This is a genomic window from Vallitalea okinawensis, from assembly GCF_002964605.1.
Classification (GTDB): Bacteria; Bacillota; Clostridia; order Lachnospirales; family PQDH01; genus Vallitalea_A; species Vallitalea_A okinawensis.
The window spans coordinates 311,411-331,750 of sequence record NZ_PQDH01000002.1; the positions used below are offsets into that span (position 1 = coordinate 311,411).

Annotated in this window: 23 protein-coding genes; 3 read left to right on the plus strand and 20 right to left on the minus strand. The window is 32.8% G+C overall.

The features are described 5' to 3' along the window. Positions 1-50 precede the first annotated feature (50 nt). The gene (locus C1Y58_RS06590) at positions 51-845 is read left to right on the plus strand and encodes a helix-turn-helix domain-containing protein (RefSeq protein ID WP_170311539.1); all 795 of its coding nucleotides are present in this window, start codon (positions 51-53) and stop codon (positions 843-845) included. An 82-nt stretch (positions 846-927) separates the two neighbouring features. Further along, on the plus strand, positions 928-2,448 hold the full coding sequence (locus C1Y58_RS06595) for an FAD-dependent oxidoreductase (protein WP_105615224.1): 1,521 nt from the start codon (positions 928-930) through the stop codon (positions 2,446-2,448). Here C1Y58_RS06595 and C1Y58_RS06600 read toward each other — a convergent pair. From C1Y58_RS06600 to C1Y58_RS06640, 9 genes are all read right to left on the minus strand, one after another. After that, positions 2,435-3,160 (minus strand): L-2-amino-thiazoline-4-carboxylic acid hydrolase, encoded by a 726-nt coding sequence (locus C1Y58_RS06600; RefSeq protein ID WP_105615225.1) that lies wholly within the window; start codon positions 3,158-3,160, stop codon positions 2,435-2,437. The two genes, C1Y58_RS06595 and C1Y58_RS06600, sit on opposite strands and share 14 nt — an antisense overlap. Before the next feature lie 39 nt (positions 3,161-3,199). Further along, on the minus strand, positions 3,200-3,760 hold the full coding sequence (locus C1Y58_RS06605) for a hypothetical protein (protein WP_105615226.1): 561 nt from the start codon (positions 3,758-3,760) through the stop codon (positions 3,200-3,202). A 74-nt stretch (positions 3,761-3,834) separates the two neighbouring features. Further along, positions 3,835-4,422: a TetR/AcrR family transcriptional regulator gene (locus C1Y58_RS06610; protein WP_105615227.1), complete on the minus strand. Its 588-nt coding sequence runs from the start codon at positions 4,420-4,422 to the stop codon at positions 3,835-3,837. A gap of 150 nt (positions 4,423-4,572) precedes the next feature. Further along, positions 4,573-5,685: a hypothetical protein gene (locus tag C1Y58_RS06615; protein WP_105615228.1), complete on the minus strand. Its 1,113-nt coding sequence runs from the start codon at positions 5,683-5,685 to the stop codon at positions 4,573-4,575. A 127-nt stretch (positions 5,686-5,812) separates the two neighbouring features. After that, a complete protein-coding gene (locus C1Y58_RS06620; protein WP_157949989.1) occupies positions 5,813-7,438 on the minus strand; it encodes an amidohydrolase in 1,626 nt (541 codons plus the stop codon). Positions 7,439-7,557: 119 nt separating this feature from the next. Continuing rightward, the gene (locus C1Y58_RS06625; RefSeq protein ID WP_105615230.1) at positions 7,558-8,115 is read right to left on the minus strand and encodes a DUF5317 family protein; all 558 of its coding nucleotides are present in this window, start codon (positions 8,113-8,115) and stop codon (positions 7,558-7,560) included. A gap of 16 nt (positions 8,116-8,131) precedes the next feature. After that, positions 8,132-9,367 (minus strand): HD-GYP domain-containing protein, encoded by a 1,236-nt coding sequence (locus C1Y58_RS06630; protein ID WP_105615231.1) that lies wholly within the window; start codon positions 9,365-9,367, stop codon positions 8,132-8,134. A gap of 230 nt (positions 9,368-9,597) precedes the next feature. Then, on the minus strand, positions 9,598-10,224 hold the full coding sequence (locus C1Y58_RS06635) for a hypothetical protein (protein ID WP_105615232.1): 627 nt from the start codon (positions 10,222-10,224) through the stop codon (positions 9,598-9,600). A 130-nt stretch (positions 10,225-10,354) separates the two neighbouring features. Beyond that, positions 10,355-10,687, minus strand: a complete 333-nt coding sequence (locus C1Y58_RS06640) for a rhodanese-like domain-containing protein (RefSeq protein ID WP_105615233.1) — start codon at positions 10,685-10,687, stop codon at positions 10,355-10,357. 257 nt (positions 10,688-10,944) lie between these two features. Between C1Y58_RS06640 and C1Y58_RS06645 the strand changes: the two genes are divergently transcribed. Next, positions 10,945-11,673, plus strand: coding sequence for an HAD family hydrolase (locus C1Y58_RS06645; protein WP_105615234.1), 729 nt, complete (start codon positions 10,945-10,947; stop codon positions 11,671-11,673). Between the two features lie 117 nt (positions 11,674-11,790). Here C1Y58_RS06645 and C1Y58_RS06650 read toward each other — a convergent pair whose 3' ends face one another. The 11 genes from C1Y58_RS06650 to C1Y58_RS06700 form a co-directional block, all read right to left on the minus strand. Continuing rightward, positions 11,791-12,156 (minus strand): DUF952 domain-containing protein, encoded by a 366-nt coding sequence (locus tag C1Y58_RS06650; protein WP_105615235.1) that lies wholly within the window; start codon positions 12,154-12,156, stop codon positions 11,791-11,793. A gap of 12 nt (positions 12,157-12,168) precedes the next feature. Further along, a complete protein-coding gene (locus C1Y58_RS06655) occupies positions 12,169-13,362 on the minus strand; it encodes a DUF445 family protein (protein WP_105615236.1) in 1,194 nt (397 codons plus the stop codon). Positions 13,363-13,442: 80 nt separating this feature from the next. Beyond that, positions 13,443-14,699 (minus strand): hypothetical protein, encoded by a 1,257-nt coding sequence (locus tag C1Y58_RS06660; protein WP_105615237.1) that lies wholly within the window; start codon positions 14,697-14,699, stop codon positions 13,443-13,445. 197 nt (positions 14,700-14,896) lie between these two features. Next, positions 14,897-15,088 carry a hypothetical protein gene (locus tag C1Y58_RS06665; RefSeq protein WP_105615238.1) on the minus strand — a complete coding sequence of 64 codons (192 nt, stop codon included), beginning with the start codon at positions 15,086-15,088 and terminating at the stop codon, positions 14,897-14,899. Between the two features lie 85 nt (positions 15,089-15,173). Continuing rightward, positions 15,174-15,572 (minus strand): hypothetical protein, encoded by a 399-nt coding sequence (locus C1Y58_RS06670; RefSeq protein WP_105615239.1) that lies wholly within the window; start codon positions 15,570-15,572, stop codon positions 15,174-15,176. 1 nt (position 15,573) lies between these two features. After that, complete coding sequence (locus C1Y58_RS06675; protein ID WP_105615240.1) at positions 15,574-16,194, minus strand: TetR/AcrR family transcriptional regulator; 621 nt, start codon at positions 16,192-16,194, stop codon at positions 15,574-15,576. A 157-nt stretch (positions 16,195-16,351) separates the two neighbouring features. Then, positions 16,352-17,329, minus strand: a complete 978-nt coding sequence (locus C1Y58_RS06680) for an ABC transporter ATP-binding protein (RefSeq protein WP_105615241.1) — start codon at positions 17,327-17,329, stop codon at positions 16,352-16,354. Continuing rightward, positions 17,329-18,216, minus strand: a complete 888-nt coding sequence (locus tag C1Y58_RS26860) for a glycine betaine ABC transporter substrate-binding protein (protein ID WP_242985348.1) — start codon at positions 18,214-18,216, stop codon at positions 17,329-17,331. The genes C1Y58_RS06680 and C1Y58_RS26860 overlap by 1 nt, the downstream gene beginning before the upstream one ends. After that, positions 18,209-18,883, minus strand: coding sequence for an ABC transporter permease (locus tag C1Y58_RS26865; RefSeq protein ID WP_105615242.1), 675 nt, complete (start codon positions 18,881-18,883; stop codon positions 18,209-18,211). The genes C1Y58_RS26860 and C1Y58_RS26865 overlap by 8 nt, the downstream gene beginning before the upstream one ends. 243 nt (positions 18,884-19,126) lie before the next feature. Beyond that, positions 19,127-19,762: an FMN-dependent NADH-azoreductase gene (locus C1Y58_RS06695; RefSeq protein WP_105615243.1), complete on the minus strand. Its 636-nt coding sequence runs from the start codon at positions 19,760-19,762 to the stop codon at positions 19,127-19,129. Between the two features lie 159 nt (positions 19,763-19,921). Beyond that, positions 19,922-20,245: a MarR family winged helix-turn-helix transcriptional regulator gene (locus tag C1Y58_RS06700; RefSeq protein ID WP_242985349.1), complete on the minus strand. Its 324-nt coding sequence runs from the start codon at positions 20,243-20,245 to the stop codon at positions 19,922-19,924. Between the last annotated feature and the right edge of the window lie 95 nt (positions 20,246-20,340).

Genomic DNA, 20,340 nt, shown 5'->3' on the forward strand with positions numbered 1-20,340 from the left:
TGTTTAATCCCAAACTACTGTATTGTTCCTATTTTTCTCAAGGTATGGTCATGCCTATAGGAAAAGAACTTAATAAACGAACAGTTTATGATTATGAATTAGAACTCATCACAGAAAGCCTTGGAGGATGGATGTATATTGATAATAGAAGAGTAGACGTACATCAAGGTGACATATTATTTAGACAGCCTGGTCAAACAACACAAGGTGTAATGCGCTATAACAGTATTTGGACATGCTTTCAGTTTGCTCAATTGGAGTCCTCTTTTACTCCTGATTATTTACATACTGAGAAAAGAAAAATTACCGAGCGCATTAACCATCCAATTATTAACCAAATTAGAGAAAAAAATATATGTGGGCATTTTGATAAATACTTCAACATCTTTATGGAGTTATTTAATCATCATATTAACCCTCAGCAGGGTTCAGAAATATACATAAAGTCTTTACTCCTTCAACTGACCTACAGACTCTCTCTGCAATCAAGAGAAGATACATTAATGGAACAGCAAAACAGTAATAAAATGTGTGAAGTTGGTGAATACATAAGAAATAATTTAGACAAAGATCTATCTCTACGAACGTTAAGTGAATACGCCATGTTTAGTCCTACTTATTTTCATCAACAATTTACACAACTTATAGGGTCTACTCCAAACCAATATGTTAAACAACAAAGACTAATAAAGGCTAAGGAATTACTTATTCATACTCCAAAAACTATTGAAGATATCAGTATTACTTGTGGTTTTAAAAGTAGTGCTTACTTTTGTTTTACTTTTAAGAAAGAATTAGGTATAACACCGAGTGAATTTAAAAAAGGATATACAAAGATTTATTAAAATCACTTAATTTTAGAGTGTATTTTCATTAATTGCAAATGCTAATGATATATTATTATAATCATGAGAAAGGTCAATAGTAATGAATACATTTAAATCACACTCATATTGGATTACGTCTACTGAAGAAACTAGTTATCCCGCATTGAAAGAAGATTTAAGAGTAGATGCTTTGGTTATCGGTGGAGGTATTGCTGGTATTACATCTGCAACATTATTAAGTGATGCAGGCCTATCTATCGCTCTCATTGAAGCAAATAGAATTTGTAGAGGAACTACAGGACATACAACTGCTAAAATAACTTCTCAACATAACCTTATCTATGCAGACTTAATTAAACATTTGGGGTTTGAAAAAGCAGAACAGTATGCTATAGCTAATCAGCACGCTATTCGAAAGATACGTCAATTGGTTAAACAATACTCTATCGATTGTCAACTTACCAATAGAAATGCATACGTCTATACAGACGAACTATCTAATGTATGTTCTATAGAAAAAGAGGTAAAAGCTGCTCAGAGTCTTAATCTTCCAGCAGATTATGTTACTAACTTAAACTTTCCAGTTAAATCACTATCTGGTATTCGTTTTTCTAATCAAGCAGAGTTTCATCCAAGAAAATATATACTAAAACTAGCTTATGAGCTTACTAAAAAAGCTCCTATTTACGAGAATACGCGTGCGCTTGATATTGATGAAAATACCCCATATACAATCTCAACTACTGGTGGGAAAGTTATCGCTGACTATGTGATTGTTGCCTCTCACTACCCCTTTTATGATAAAGGTAGTTTCTACTTTGCCAAGATGTATCCAGAGACTTCATATATTGTTGGGACAACAATGAAACATGATTTTAATACAGATATGTACATTGGCTTCGATGATCCTACTAGATCTTTACGAAGTTATTCATCTGAATCCGAACATCTGCTTCTTGTTGGTGGCGAATCTCATAAGACAGGTAAGGGAAAAGACGGTTCTATACATTATAAACATCTTGAAAATTTTATTGAATCTGTATCGCCTCAATCACCTATCCGATATCGCTGGCTAGCCCAAGACTATATCACTTTAGATAAGGTACCTTATATTGGTCTTTTGAATAGAAATATGGATCACGTTTATGTTGCCACAGGATTTGGTAAATGGGGAATGACTAGTGGTACTGTGGCTGCCATGATTATTAAGGACTTAATTCTTAAAGGAAAGAATCCATGGGCATCCGTTTTTTCACCCTCAAGACATCTTGATGGCCAAAAAATTAAGCAGATCATTGTAAATGGTACAGATTCTGCGTATGAGTTAATTAAAGGAAAACTTACTGACTATCAATCGACACTAGAGGCTATTCCTATAGATCAATGTAATATTATTGAGATAAATAGTAATAACATTGGAGTTTATAAAGATAAAAATGGTGAATTATTTGCTGTAGATATAACTTGTCAACATCTAAAGTGTGAATTAGTCTGGAATCAAGCTGAAAGAACATGGGACTGCCCCTGTCATGGTTCAAGATACAACTATAGGGGGGAAGTCTTTGATGGTCCTTCAAACGCTAATCTCGTCAGGATTGACATTGACTCTATTTTTTCATAATTACTTGTGCTTCTTCTATCATTTGTTGAACATTAGATGGGGTGTAGGTTGGTCGCTTATTGTTATAATTGAGCCTACAGGTATGACAACCTTGTGCAAAGGTATGGTCTGCATTTACCCCCATCTCAAAGCGTTGACTGTAAATTGGATCACCAAAATTACAGAATACCTTTAAGGCTTCAGCGTCTTCAGCCTGGTAGAATTTGTGTACAGCACATTCGAGAAACTCAAATTCTACTTCCACTTCTTTTCCTTCTTTTTTTATGACTTCTATAGTATAAACGAAGTCTTCTGGATATTGTTTTAATTGGGATTTCTCAGCCTGCTTTTTAAAGAATTTTATGCCTGCTCCAGTAAAGGGTACTTTGCCTATCAGTGCACCTATCGGTTTGGGAATTTTATTAAATATACTTAAAAATACTGCCCTTGCTATATAAGCTACTACTGTTGCATCAAAACCTTTTTGATTCATGGCTTTATAGAAACTGATAATCCAACCGTTAAATTCAATTATAGGAGTCATAACATTGTTTTTCCCACCTATATAAGGTAATCTAGGAATAATATTCTTATATTGCTCTTCTGTTTTAATGATAATTTCTGTCACTGTATCCTTATCATAAACTTCTAATAATATACTTTCAGCCTTTTTTGATAACTTACCATATGATTTTAGAATTTTATTCTCTTTACTCATGTAATACTTATGCAAAATGCCACCTCCAACCTCATATTCCTATGGACTACTTAACTAATTTATCTTATGTATAATCTTCAACCAGAGATTATATACTTCTGCTGTCTCAGCCTTTTCTCCAATGTCAAAGCTTATATTTCTAACTACCCACCCAAGTAGATTGAAATGTATCTTTAATCCCTGACGATATGACATGCGTGTTCCGTCTTGCTCTGGGCGTATATGAAAATCGATATCGCCAAAATTCTGCCCTAAAACTGTTGCCCCTAATCGAAGATATCTTTCTGGTCGAACTTCAAGAACTTCTAGCTTCAACTGTATCTTAAATAGCCCCCACAATATTGCTCTAGCAATAATTACATTCCCCTTGGTTAATAGAAGGCTATCATCTTGAGATTTATGAATCTCAAGAGGTTGGGTACTGATGGATGATAATTCGGTAAATCGCTCTAAGAAAAGTGTGGTTATACTTACCCATGCAGATTGGGGTGTTACATTTTCAAATCGGGTTGCATCAACCCAAGTCATCTCATGATCATAATAGGATTTAATATCATTGGTATCTATGAATTTTACTTTTTTAGTATGTTCGAGATTCTTCATTGTAGATTCCATAGATAATTCCCCCTCTTATTTTGTTTGTACAATATAATGGCTAAATACTATTATGGATAGAACATTTATTATTATTACAGTATATATTCAATCGTCCTATATATGTTATCAGCTAATGTCTTAGTCGTCATTTGTTCATCCGTGACATATTCTAAAAAGGCAAAGACTATATTCGAGTAAATGATTCTAAGGATAACATCTATTTCATTTGTACATTTGTGTTCATAGACATGTTCCAAGTACCTTCTTAGATTGGCCAGCACCTTATCATCTGCCATTTTTAAAACATTAAAAATCTGGGTGCTTTCATTTCCTTTATACGTAATTGTTGCAAAAATGACTTTTAAAAAACACTTATCCACTAAATCTACATTACTTAAATAATATTCCAACCCTCGATGAATTTCTGCCTTCACCTCTTTATGATCTTTTAAGTTATAATTAAAAGCATAATCTTCCATAACTAAATACTCATCTACAATAGTCACTAAAATTTCTGCTTTGGTATTAAAATAATTAAAAATGGTTCCCTCTGCTATACCTGCTTCTTTAGCAATTAATGAAGTCTTTGCCTCTTCATAACCTACTTCTTTAAATATTTTCTTAGAAACATCTAAAATCTTTTGCTTAGTCAATTTCTTTTTTTCTTCTCTTTTACCCATATCCACTCTCCTTTAATGAGTCTACTCATTTTTATAATACACCCCGTTCAACTATTTGTCAAACAAAAATGAGCCGACTCATTTATTTCTGCAAACTTAAAGGATGATTCTTTATTAGCGAATCATCCTTTAAGTCCTTTTCATCATTTACTAATTTGCTAAACTCGTCCTAATCTCGTCTCTTACTTTTATAAGTTCTTCGTATTCATAGAAAAACAATACTTTCTTATCAGCAATGGTTTTCCCTGCCGGCTTATCTTTTAATACGAAATGAATAAAACTTTCAGCTATATCTTCTACTGGGTCCGATGAAGCATAATCTGAAACAAATTGATCTTGATATTTCTCATAGAATTTCATTGCTTCTTCTTCAGCTTGCTCAGGGTCCTCTTCACCAAGATCTTGGATCTTCATATATTCATCATTAATTTTTGACCAAAATTGCTGATAAAATTGATTAAGATAAGACTTTGTTTTTGTAGTTCCTTCTTGTATCGTATAATTTTTGCTCGTTTCATCTACCAATTCCTCTACCTGTTCGCCGTTCAATGTTATGATATGGCCTAATTCATGAATAAGTGTATGTGTTAATTCATCATCGCTCACGTAGCCATTTGCATCAAAACTATCTGCTAAATCAAGTGATAGAAGAAATGTTTGTTTTGAGTCATCCATTGGTGCAGTTGCTCCCATGGTACCATTATAACCATCAGATGCAATCTCAAAACTCCTAATCATATCTTCATATTTCTGAGGGTAGATCTTTGTTACCTTATTCCATAAGAGTTTATGTATATTAAATTCATCTTTTTCTACTTCGATATCAATTTGTCCATTCACAACGTCATATTCTTTAATTATATTCTCTGAACCTTGCTCATCGAAAGTAATATCCAATTCAGCTAGAATACCATCGATTTCTTCGTATAACTCTGTTCCTTTATCAAAATCTTCTTTTTTATCTGCTTCTATCATTTGGTCGCAGAGTTGGATAAGCTTGTCATATGTGTCTTTTGGTATAGCATCCCTATTTTCTTCTATCATAGCTTTTAATTCCAGATCATATTCTAGATAATCATCAAAACTCATATCGTCATCAAAATCTTCATTCTCATAGGTTCCAGCAGCTAGTTGAACCCTATTCTGCTCGTCATTATGACTAAATCTACTTTCAGACTCCAAATTTTCTTGATTTCCTGAACATGCAGTAAATACTAAAATGATGGCTAATACTATACCTGTCATTATTCTCTTATTCAACATTTTAAATCCCCTTTCGATTACTGTTAGCTCTTAACATGGATAATAATAACATATCCATGTGTATTCTTTGTGTCTTCTATATGGTTTTCTCAAGAAATAAACCTAGGCATTAACCTAGGTTCAATATTTAATAGTCTCTCATATATTTAATTTCACCATTGACAATAGTCATATCCACTAAGACATCTTTTAATAAATCATTAGATAAATTCATAATATCCCTGTCAAGTACGACTAGGTCTGCTAATAACCCTTCTTCAATGGAGCCTTTAAGATGTTCTTCAAATGAAGCATAAGCGCTTTCTTTAGTATAATTGTGCAATGCCTCCATTAAAGTTACTTTCTGATCAGGTAGCCAACCTCCTTTTGGAACACCATGTAGATCTTCTCTAGTAACCGCACAAAAAATACTTTTCATCACGTTAAAAGGCTCTACTGGGCAATCGGAACCATAGGGTGTATGAATACCTAAGTCCATCATGGTCTTAAAATTATAGCTTACCTTAGCTCTATCCTTTCCAATTCTTTTTTCAACAATAGGGATATCAGAATCCAAAAAAATAGGCTGTATATAAGCTATAATATTACTCTTTATTAAGCGACTTGTAAGATCTTCTCTTGTTATCTGACAATGAACAATACCATGTCGATGATTATTTCTTGGCTGCAGTTGAAGTGCTTTCTCATAACTTTTAATAGCTCTATCAAGGATTTCATCTCCGATACAATGAATAGCTATCTGCATTCCATTATCATGCGCATAAGTTACTATAGCGTCCAACTCTTCTTGGGTAAATACCCCTATACCACATGTTGATGGATCATCCTCATAAGGTTGTGATAATAGTGCTGTTCTTGCTCCAAGAGACCCATCTGCTAGCAATTTTAATGGTCCTATTTTAAAATATTCATCTCCATAACCTGTATAATAGCCTTTATCTAAAAACTGCTTTAAATCATTGAGTTCCTGCAACAGACATTGTTGATAAATTCGTATAGGCAGATTTCCTTCCTCTTTTAACTCCTCGTAAGCTTGAATTATTTTATCATAATCACTGTCAGAGAAGGTTTGGAAATCATCTGTTTGTATAGAAGTAATACCGTCTTTGAGAGCTAATCTACAAACTTCATAGATCATACTTTTTATCTCATCTAGACCTGGTGATTCAATAAAATCATAAATGAGTCCTATAGCATGTTCTCTAAATACTCCTGTAGGCTCCCCCTTATGATCAACATCAATTTGACCACCTTCTGGCTGAGGTGTATCACTGTTGATGCCTGCTATTTCAAGTGCTTTTGAATTTACTACCATGACATGTCCACATGCTCTTGTCATGATAATTGGGTGTTCTGTACTAATTTGATCAAGGTCATATTTGTTTAGAAAGCGTTTTTCAACGAAATTCTCTTGTTTCCATCCTCTTCCTTTTATCCAACCTGAATGATTTGGATGATTCTTTAAAAAAACTCTACTAAGGCTGATAACTTCTTCAATAGATTGACAATCACTAAGTGGTATCATCCTTCTAACATTGGCAAAATTGATTAAGTGCATATGGCTATCATTAAATCCTGGAACTAACGACTTGCCTAGAAGGTCCATTACTTTTGTATCTGTATTTCTATGTTGCAATACTTCTTCATTGGATCCGACAATAGCTATCTTTGATCCTCTAATTCCAACTGCTTCAGCATAGGGTTGCTCATCATTAAGGGTTACTGCCTTCGCATTATACAAGATTAAATCCACAGACTCTCCTCCTATGTATTTAAAATATCTTTCTATATTATAGCATACCCATTTCTTCTCTATCAATGAACCCCTCAATCTATCTTTAATTGCTGAATGCAACAAAAAAACTTCCATGTTTATCTTAACAGGAAGTTCTTGTTACTGTATTTTTCTTTTACCACCATACAATTCTGAATAAATATGAACGTACCAACAATGATAAGTAAATCACCAATACTTAGTAACTTCGGAAATGGATAAGGCTTAGGTATTGGGATTACGTCTGCGAATGTAATAAGACGGGTACCCTCATCTAAAATAGAATGCCATAGATCTACTTTAGGATTAGGTCCATAAGGAACATGAACAGGCATTGTCCCATTATTAGCTAAAATACAAATAAAGTTAAGGACTGTACCTACCGTTATTAACTGAAAAGATTTTCTTTCAATGTTAAGGATAAGTCCAATTAATAAAAGAATATACGAAAGTATATGTATATAAAAATAGTAATTATCTAGAATATTTATAATTGCTTCATTCTTCCCTAGGTACAGCTTTGCACTTGCTACTTGTACCAAAGCACTCAATAATATTAAATACCATCCTTTAATGTATACATGCTCGAAATTCGTAAATTTACCTTTCCGAATTAAAGCTATGATAACTGATGATAAAACCGCTTCAGGTAACATAAACTGGCTCCTTTACTTAGGCAATTATCTTAAGAAACTCATCAACAAGTTCAGGTACAAACTGTGTTCCAGAATTATCAATTAATTCCTTTATAGCTTCCTCTTTAGATAAGGCTTTCCTATAAGGTCTATCGGATGTCATTGCATCATAAACGTCAGCTATAGATAGAATTGAAGATTCGATAGGAATCTGATCCTGAGTCAGATGATTAGGATAGCCCTTTCCATCAGCCCTTTCATGATGACATCTGATAATTTCAGCAATATCCTTTAAGAAGTCCACATTGGATAGGATATTGGCTCCAATAGCTGGATGCGATTGAATTTGCTCATACTCTACCTTTGTTAAAGATGATGCTTTATTCAAAATATTATCAGGCACACCTATTTTACCAATGTCATGCATTAACGCTGCTGTACTAACTTTCTGAATCTGTTTCTCAGACATTCCCATTGCTTTCGCCAAATCAACAGCATATTTTTCTACTCTCTTAGTGTGACCACTTGTATATGTGTCTTTGCACTCCAGAGCTTTATTTAATGCTTGGATTGTATCGATGTAAATATTACGCATATCTATGTACAATTTAAATGTATACCTTGCTAAAAGTAAAGGTGCAAAAAATAATATGACCGCTGGATATCCATAGTGCATATATGAAAGCGCTATGATGATGCCTATTATGCCAATTCCAAAAGAGTTTATACATATTTCTTTAATATGCTCCTTTAATAAAGTAACATAAGATCGTTCTGTTACTAGGGTAAATAAACCTGACATTATTATTGCATTAACTATTTCATAACAAAAAATAACTAAAATCAAAATATGTAAAGAATAGATTTCTAACTGACCTTTTGTAAAATAAAGATATAGCAACCCTGCAACACCATTTATGATAATTGCTTGAGCTACATTAAAAGCTGTTTTATATAGAGGTGTATTAAATAAGTGTATCCGCCCTCTACCTGATATGTAGGGCATACGGAAAATAAAACCAATAGCAGTAACTATAGCCGCAAATAACGGTCCCCCAACCATAATTGCAACAACTGATATAGCAGTTCCAACCGAAACACCAACAGGTCTATTTGGTAACTCAATTAAAAATGACTCAGTTACAGTAACTAACAATCCCCATAAAATTATATCAAAATAATTTAAGTTATCATATCTAACACCCAAATAACAAAGCATCAAGATAGCTAAGAAATAGATTAGACCAATATAAGCTCTAAGTTTTTTTGACATGTCTATATTTCCCCTCCATATTTATATCAAGTCGGCTTATTATTATTGCTATTTAGATCCAACTTGCAGTTGCACCTGCTGATAACACTAATGCTAAAATGCTAACTAATGCAAATAAAATTCTTTTCATGAATATAGCCCCCTTTACAATGACCTCTGTCATTCCGCTATAACAACAGGCTATATCCGCTCCGCTAGAATTTGAAAATTAAGCCGACTTTGATATTCCTCTAAACGTGAACCTGATTAAGCACTCGGTTCACTGCATCCAACGTAGCACGGGCAATTGCTTCGTTAAGATCATGTTTAACAATGGCTGTTCCTGATAATATCTGTTCATGCCCTCTTATGAAAGATGAAACGATGACAACTACTACATCTAGATTAGATAAAGTCACTAGTGTAACATCTTCTAAGTTAAATAAATGTTCTATATCACAATACTCTTCAACGACTTTCAAAACAGTATTACCAACAAGGCGCTTCAAACTGTTGACAGTATTTATTCCAGAAGCACTATTCTCGTAAGTCTCTTCATCTTTCTGTAAAATGACTTTAATAGTTCCCTTGGAACCTTCATTGTGATATTCAACCTTATTTAAAACTAATCGGGCATCGTCGCCTTGCTCAACTATATCTTCTTTTATCTGAGCAACACTTATCTTTTTATGATCAATTGATAAATCAAATTTTGTCAATAATATAGCTTCAACATCTCTAATAATTTGTTTTGGACTTCTATTTAGTCCTGATAAAATATGTATTTCCTCTATTCGTTCATTTTCATCAATAATTATCTTACAGCCTACTACAGACTTAATTTTCTGCAGATACTGCTCTATAATCTGAAAATCCATCTTTTTCCCCCCAATTGATAGATATCAATTTAGTCTTATAGTTAATTATATAGAATAAACACTAATAATTCAATGATTTTTGAGGTTAAATCTACCAACTTGTCATAATGAACAAAAAAAAGAACAAAACTTAGTAAGAAAGTTTTGCTCTCCATGCGCTCATGCCGCCTGTCATATTTTTGACGTTATACCCTTCACCAGCTAGCAAGTTTGCAGCCCTACCACTTCTTGAACCACTTGCACACACTAGGATGACTTGTTTATTTTTATTAACCTCATTCAAACGACCTGTAAGTTGGCCTAAAGGAATTAATTTAGCTTTTGGTATATGACCACTTTTATATTCATAGGATTCTCGCACATCGATAATTTGTGTATTTTTATCATTTATAAGACTTTCAACTTCTTTAGCTGTTATGTTTTCATAGTTTTTTTTCAACAGGTTATCAAATAATCCAAACATTCATAAACCTCCTTGTTTTAACAACTTAATATCTATATATTGTATTATATAGATATTAAGTTGTTTTGTCTAGTATTTTTTTTAACATTCTTTATTAAATTATTACCATTGTCAAATGAATTATAATTTTTTTCGTTTAGCTCATCTATTTCCCTTTTAAAATTCAAATATTTCATGTATAATAGATATAATTATTTTCTTGTACAAATGATTATTGAATAAACTATAGAAAGAAAAGTATGAAAGGAGTGCATATAATGAAAAATACAGCTGCTTTTTTTGATATAGATGGTACACTTTATCGAGAGGGTTTAATTACTGAAATTTTCAAAAAACTTATTAAATCAGAAATCATTGAACAACAACGCTGGTATAATGAAGTTCGAGAGAACTATAATAAGTGGGATAAGCGTCAAGGTAACTATGACGACTACCTTATAAAAATGGCAGATATTTATGTAGATGCAGTAAAAGGTATGCATCGTTCTCATATTGATTTCATTGCCAAAAAAGTGATTAATCAAAAAGGGGATCGCGTTTATACTTTCACTCGAGATCGAATTAAATGGCATCTTGACCAAGGTCATAAAGTTATCACTATTTCTGGCTCCCCTGCAGAACTTGTTAGAGAGATGGCCAAAAAACATGGTTTCCATGATTATCTAGGTTCAGAGTACGTAATCGATAAAAATGATCTCTATACTGGTGAAGTAGTACCTATGTGGGATTCTGTTAACAAGCATAAGGCCATAGAACACTTTGTCAAAAAATATGAGATTGATTTGTCCCAATCTTATGCTTATGGTGATACAGCAGGTGATTTTAGTATGATGCAACTTGTTGGTCACCCAGTCGCTATTAACCCTACAAGAGAGTTGCTTACTAAACTTAAATCCGATGAAACAACAAAGGGTAAAGTACAGATTGTCGTTGAGCGTAAGGACATGGTATATGTATTACGACCAGATTGTATTCAGATTAATTAGGGTGATTTATTCACCCTTTTCACAATCCAGTTCCTCAATATCTAATTCCTTCTTCTCTTCATATACAATGGAAATTTCATCGCTTATTTTTGTAATGGAAAAAAAAGAACAACTTTCTTATATATTGTTCTTAATATCCACAAGCTGGCTAAGCTTTTCATTCTTCTGATAGATGCCTTCTAGATCGGATTCAATCCAAAAATGATCTATAACTGCCTCTTTATTGATGGGTCCATAAACATGGGGGAAGTCTTGACCCTTTTGGGATAAATCCTCACTTTTCCACTTACTCGTAAGTTCATTTTCATTAATACATACAATCATAACTCCCTTTTCAGCTATAAAATGCTTATTGAGTACCCATAATATTTGATGAGGATAGCAGCAATGAATAAATCCTTCTGTTTCCAAACTTGGACTTACAAATTGATTTTGATTTTGAATTGTAACCCATTGCTTATCAGTTGCCGTAAAAATAATCATTTCTCTCACTCCCTATTGGAATAATAATAGTATAAATGCCATAATAGACCCAAGTAATGCCCCTAACCAGGTTATTGCTCTTAGCTCTTTTTGTGCAATGCTTAAAATCATTGCTTCTAATTCTTTTAATTCAAAAGCATTAATCTGTTCTTCAATAATTCTAGCTAAATTAATCGTCTCAATGATTTCCTTAATCCTTTCGTCAATCGTTATCTCATACTGATCTACAAAACGATCTTCTATTTTCTTCATCATTGTAGGTGAAAAATTAATTTTTTGCCTAATGAGATTATTAACTTGATTTTTAATGATTTGATTGGTCAACCCTCTAAACTCATCAGAATATAGCTCGTTGATGATATTCTCTGCAATATAATTGAAACCCTCTCTCAATCGTTCTTCAGAAATAAACTCATTAATTGCTTTATTGCTTATTGACTCTACTAATCCTATCATAGCTTGTCTTAACATTTCTTGTGTTTCAGCATCATCAAGAAAATCGTCTACTTTAGATACTATTATGTTATAAATACTTCCTGAATCTACAAACATCGCACCGAGAGCACCAAATTTTTCACTAATAACATCTGACAACATACTTTTCAGTTTTACTTCAATGTTATCTTCTCTTAATAACCCTTTTAACGATTCTTTTATTATAGGCACATTATTCAGTAGTACTACTTCTATATTACTGATTATTTCAGTGCCAAATACCTCTTTCAACGTCATCTCAGGTGAAAATTTATTCTCTAACTTGGTGTAGATGAGTTGTTGAAGGTCATCACCTTTAGATGCCAATTCTAGTTCAATGGTTGCATTAATTTTGTTCTGTATGAAGTCAATAACTAGTTGTTTGTCATCACTAAAAATTCCTTCCAAGAGTTCATCAATAATTATCCCTATAACGAGAGGTTGTGTTTTTTCTCGAAAAAGTATTCTGATTTGATCTTTTACCACTTCAGATTTTAACTCTTTATTAAGAACTTCTTCAGTTAACACGTAACCACCAACAGCTTCTGAAATTTTATTAGCAATTCTTTCTCTCTCTTTTGGAATAAGTCCTGGCGTAAATGGAATCTTTATATTCCCTATATGTTTCTCTGTATACGGTCTAAATAACATTTTTATAGCAAGCCAGTTAGTGCTATAACCAATTACTGCACCAACAATGGGAGTTATAATCCAATTCATCCATTCTGTCATGTTATCATCCTTTCGTACAATATCCTAATGTCTACTTACATTATAGTCGATTATCAAAAAATGTAAATACATAAAAACAATCAATTAACTTGTATTGAATGATTGTAAATGTGCTGTGACAAACATTCTTCAACGAAGTCCATATCAGGATTAGCAATGACGTTCTCTAAAATTAACTCCTCATTGGTAAACCCATAGACGCTTAATAATTGGCAAGATAATCCGATTGCTCCAGATACCATATATTTGTAGCTAATTAGTTCTTCTTCACCATCATCATCAATATCTATTATGTTATAACCCCTTATACCACCCTTATTATGCAACCAATCATCCGTTAATAAGTCTAATCCATTTTCCTTGTGGTATTCAATGTAATCATCAACCTCAGCTTTCTCTTCATCAGTTAAATTGATTTCCATCTGCAGATCACCATTGTTAAAGGCTATTGCAATTGTATCTCCATCATAATTCACTACTTTGTTTTCATCAGGCTCATCCCCATCCCAAACCCTCTCTAATCCATCGTTTTGATCATAGGTATAATACTGCAGTCTATAAGATTGATTCCATTCCATTGGACCATCGACGTATAATAGTCCTCTTCCATTTTCACTAACAATGGTTTTAAACATACCATTGTACCTATTTCCATCATCATCAGCTCTAATTTTATTTTCAGCTAACCATTCAGTCATAGTTTCTACCTCTTTGCCAACTCTTAGTCGGACTCTACCATCATAATATAAAATAATCGGATCACTTTGACCATCATAATCAAGATCAACAGATTGATTTTGTTGTATGATGGTCTTCTCAAAGGAATCATAATGGGCTTTATTATTTATAACTTTGATAATCACCCGATCCCATTGCTGTCTAAAAGGTTCATCAAGTCTCCACGGTAAATTATAAAGTTCACTCTCACCTTTGAACCAGAAACTATTATAATCTAAATTGACATAAATTTCTTCATAACCATCGAACTTTAACTTTAGATGATGCTGATTTAAATTCTTATCCTTATAAACGGGTTGTCTTTTTCCCTTGAGAATTGCTAATATCATGCTTGTAAAATCTTTTGTTGCTGACATGTATAAAAAGTCATCTTCTTTTATCATTAAGGTTATATCTTCTTCCTCTAGTAGACTATCTAAATCACGACTTAATGATTTCTTTTCAATTTGGATATCTATAAGCTTCTCTTCAATAGTTTCATTCTGTATCAAAACAGTTTCACTACTTTCAAGTTCTGCCTTATCACTGTTATCATACCTGCAAGAACTGAGTATCATTAGTAGAACTATCAAACACGAGATTAATAACAAATTTCTCATAATTTACTCCTCATATACATAACTTTAAAATTAAAAACCTAATGGTATCATACCATATTTTTCATAAGATAACTATAAACGTTTAAGATCAAAGAACATTCCCCAGGAAATTGTCTACCATAAGTCTAATATCAAAAAAAGTGCATTGTTAAGTGTATAACGCTATACACAACAATGCACTTATTATTAATACCCCACTACCAGTACTTAAAAAATTGATTATGATGAGGTTGGTCATAAGGTTGGCGATTACAACAAGGATCACAATAAGGATCATTTTTTGGAGGACATGGACATCTAGGTGGGTAGCACTGATCAGGACATGGTCCACAAAGATACAAATAGGCTTTATCTAGACACTCATCAATTATACAACATATATCCTTCATCAAATCACATCCTAACAAACATTATGCTTGTCTATAATCCATTATATGTGTTAGGGACCAATAAGGTTCTAAATCAATTGAATATTTAGTAAAGGAACAAACCTAATGCTACTAAAATCAATCCTAGAATAGTTGAAGCTATATTGATTTTAGTGATGATACTACGGTCCTCAACTAAGGCTTTTACAACAAACAGTCTGAACTTATCATAGTTAAATAAGAGTTGGAATATCTTTATTAATGTCAACGTTACCAACATTGAAATGATAAGTGAATAAGGTACAGCTGTGGTAAGTTCAATATACCAAGTTATTGAAACAAGGGCTAAACTCAATGCACCGACTCCCCATACCCATTTAGGTTGTTTCTTCTTATACGCTTTGTTGAGTTCAAAATCATTCCATTGTTTAGGAATAAGATGAATAAGTGGTCTAACTGTTATAGCTAAAATCCCCCATACAAGACTCAATACTTTAAAATACATACTACTTCACTCCTCCAATACCATTTTTCAAAACATAGAGCATTTGATCAATCCACCTCATGAAGGTATCAACATCTTGATTATTCTCATTTTTTAAATAGTGTTCACTTAGGGAAGTACTTAGATCATTAATCATAATCGCTACTAGCCTAACATCAATCTCCTGATTAACAGTCCCCTTCTTTATCCCTAATTGCAGAAGTCCTTCATAAAAGTCTACACCTTTTTCAAGAACATCACCTAACATTTCTTCTTTGAGTTGATTCGTTCCGTTAATTAAACTATTAACTATTCGAGCTTCTTTGGGATGATCATTAGAATATTGAATTCCTGCCACATAAAGTTTTCTTAACATTATGAAAAAATCTATTTGCTCAATATCATCTAAGATTCCCCTTAGGTATTTTTCTTTATCTACTGCTGTCTGATCTATAATGTATTTGAACAAGTCTTTTTTATCACTAAAGTATTGATAGAAACTTCCTTTTGCAATCCCTGCATCTTTAACTATATTGGATATACTAGCTTTGTCGAATCCCTTCTTCTGGAATTCTTCAATGGCGATTTTAAGGATCATAGAACGTTTCTCTTCTTGTAAATTATAAAAAGTCTCTTTTGGCATAGTTATCACTCACTTATAATAAATTGATGTGACTATATAGTCATGTGACTGTATAGTCATATTATATCACAACAGTTCTGAAGTGTAAACAATCACCTGTATTTTATTTTAAAAAAATAAACGCTATTATTGAAATCAATAATAGCGCCCCTATACTTTATGAAACTTTTTTACTTAACTTGGTGTTTTCATATAGATCAGATAAGGAAAACTCTCCTACTAAATACCCCTCATTATTCTTAACACCAATCCTATCAACCCCAAGATCAAACATCACCCTAATCCCTTCCATAATAGGTGCCTCTATATTCAATGTTGGGTCTGTTTGGTTACTACATCTTTGTATCATCTGATCATTAATTGATTTGTAAACATCACCTACTGCAGCTACATTCAGGTAGGAGGTAAAACCTTTTAGACCAAGAAAGTCTATTACAAATTGGCTGCTTGGTGAAAAAATCATCTCTTCCTTTGTTCCAATTTGTTCAATGATCCCTTGATTAAACAAGACTACCTTGCTCCCTAGTTTTAAAGCTTCTTCTATATCGTGAGTGACAAAGATAATTGTTTTCTTTAGTTCAGAATAGATTCTTAGAATTTCATCTTGAAGAACTCTCCTGGATATTTCATCAACGGCTCCTAGGGGTTCATCCATCAGTATAATATCTGGATCCGCTGCTAAGGCTCTTGCAACACCAATCCTTTGTCGTTGTCCGCCACTTAATTCTCTAGGATATCTGCTGAGGTATTCTTTTTCTAATCCGACAAGTTGGATTAAGTCTGCCGCCTTTTCTTCTCTTTCCTTCTTAGGAACTTTTTTTATATTGAGTACGAAACTTATATTTTCTGCTACTGTCAAATGCGGAAATAACCCTATTTGTTGAATAACATACCCGATATTTCTTTTTAACTCAATGGGGTTCCATTGACTTAGTTCCTTACCATATAAATATATACTGCCACTATTAGGCTTAATTAAACCGTTAATGAGTTTTAGCATAGTAGTTTTACCACAACCTGAGGGACCTATTAAGGTTAAAAATTCACCTTTGTTCACAGAAAGGTTTAAGTTCTCAATGACAAAGTCCTCTTTATTATAGCTTTTGTAGACATTCTCAAACCTTAAAATTTCCATTATATTAAGCCTTTCTCCACGAGAAATTCTTTAGCAACATCTTTAGGATCTTTATTCTCTTTTTCAACTAAGTAATTGAGTTGGATCATTTCCTCATCACTAATTTGACCTGCTAACATGTTTAAAACCTCTTCTAGCTCAGGGTATTCTTTTAGAGTTTCACTTCTTATTAAAGTAGAAGGCTGATAAGCTGGAAAGAAGTTTTTATCATCCTCTAGAACTGTCAGTTCATATTTTTTTAATAACCCATCAGTTGAAAACACATTGATAACATCTACTTCATTTGATGCAATAGCTTCATATTTTAATCCAATATCTAATTCAATTTTATCTTCAAATTCTAAGCCATAAACATTTTCTAAACCTGGATATCCATCTTCTCTTTCATAAAAATCATATTCTGCACCAAAGTTCAATCCATTACCTTTCAAAGCTAATTCTGAATATGTGCTAATTCCCAGTTCATCAGCAAGAGGTTTTTTTAAAGCTAAAGCATATGTATTATTGAACCCGTAGAGGTCAAGCCATTGAATATTATAATCTTCCATGTATTTAGCTTTAACTTCTACGTACAGCTGTTCTGGATCATTAATGAGTTCTTCTTTTAAGACAAACAACCATCCTGTTCCAGTATATTCAGGATAGATATCAATTTCACCTTTTTCCATGGCTGGATGGATATTGGCTGTCCCTCCACCAATACCAAGCTTTTGCTCAACTTGTATATCTGTATGAGTCTCAATTAATTGAGTAATCATTTCTGCAAGTATATATTGTTCTGCGTGAGGTTTTGAAGCTACAACGACTTTCTTTTCATCTTTTCCACAAGCAACTAAGCTAAGTAACATGATTATACTTATGAACATAATAATTATATTTCTACGCAATTGTCTCAACTCCTATTTTATTTATTCCTAAAACTTTCTTTCTAAATCTTCTTTCAAGTACCCCTAAAATCAAATCTGAAAAAATGGCTAACAAGGCTACAAGTAAACTTCCCGCTACTGTCATTTCAGAAAAGTTGGTTGTAATACCTCGCCATATAGCTACTCCCAAACCTCCAGCCCCTATAAATGAAGCTATACCACCAAGTGCTATTGTCATTACTACCATGGTTCTAAATCCAGCAATTATAACTGGTAATGCAATGGGAAGTTGCACCTTGAAAAGTAACTGCTGATCTGTACACCCCATTCCAATAGCAGCCTCAACAATTTCATCATCAACTTCATTGATCCCAACATAGGTATTTCTAATCATTGGTAAGACACCATAGATAGTTAAGGCTATTAGGGCACTTTTGTTACCTATACCAGTTAAAGAGACTAGGAAGCCAAATAAAGCTATGGATGGTATAGTATATAAAAAATTGGCTGCTCCCAAAACTAAATCTGCCATTTTTTTATTTCTAGTTATGTATACTCCTAGACTTATGCCAATTATGCTAATGAATATTATAGCTATAAAGGATAAAATAATATGCTCTATTAATAGATTGAGAAAAAACTCGCTGCGGTCAATATATAAGTTAAATAAATTTACTATAAAGTTCACAATTCACCTCACTCCTTATCATTTTTAATGAAGTAGGACTAGAATCCATCTGCTAATATAACATATATTACTCAATATACAAATATATGTTATTTCTTCTTTCTCATTACGGATATTATATCGAATATATATTCGTTTGTCAAAGAATTTAAAACCAAACAAGAAATTATGTTCTATTCATCACATTACACAAAAGAAGACCAGTCTATCAGAAATGATCTGATTCACTGGTCTATTAACAACTTAGAACTGGTGTAGAACCTCTTTAATTCTCTCGCTAGTTTTTGCTTTTATTGCATCGGTACCTGGTTCTGGAAAATTAGTGCCTTCGATCAAGACTGACTGAACATCTACTACACCAAAGAGACCTAATATAGCTTTAATAAAGTTATTCCCATGTTCTAGGGGTTTCGCTGGTCCTTCAGAGTAAATACCACCTGATGCTTGAATGTGGATAGCTTTTTTATTGACTAGTAAACCAACTGGTCCGCTATCCGTATATTTAAATGTTTTACCAGCTATACTGATTGTGTCAATATAAGCCTTCATTAATGGTGGTACAGAAAAGTTCCACATAGGTGTTACAAACACATACTTATCCGCTTCTATGAATTGTTCAGTGAAGACATTAATTTGACTTATTTTTGATCTTTCTGTTTCTGTTAATTCCTCAAATCCCTTACCACTTTGAAGTTTACCCCAACCATTAAATACTTCAGCATCAATATAAGGTATGTCAATGTCATATACATCGATTTCAGTAACCTCATCATTAGGATTATTTTGCTTGTAGAGTTCAATCAATTCTCTCCCTGCTGCTAAACTAAAAGATTGTTCTTCTGACTTAGGGTTTGCTGTAATGTATAATACTTTATTCATAATACTTCATTCCTTCCATTTATTCATTTTTTATTAAGTCTGTGACTTAGTTTTTTCTCTTTTAAATTTTCTATTCATTATTATCTTTTAAACGAAATTATCTGCATTTATTACTAATTATTATATAACTAATTAGTAATAAATAAGTAAAAAAATTTATTAATAGCGACTAAGTTTTTTGAGTAATACTAATAGTATTTCTTTTTCTTCTTTCGATAACACATCATATATTTCATTTAAAGAATCCAAATGCCTTGGAAAAATATCATCCATTAATTGCTTTCCCTTATCAGTTATGCTTATAAGCGTCGCTCTCCTATCGGCTGGATCAGGATACCTACTAACAAGCCCATCCTTTTGCAAGTTGTCAATAACGACTGTCATATTACCTCCTGTAGAAAGGGTTTTTTCAATAATTTCACGTATCCTTAGATCACCTTTATGATACAATACTTCTAAGACTCCAAATTGAGAAGTAGTCAAACCTCCCTCCTTCACACTTTTTAGTCCACTACGTTGGATAAATTGACTTGCTCTAGATAACGCAATTACCAATTTTAAATTAAGATCATTTATTT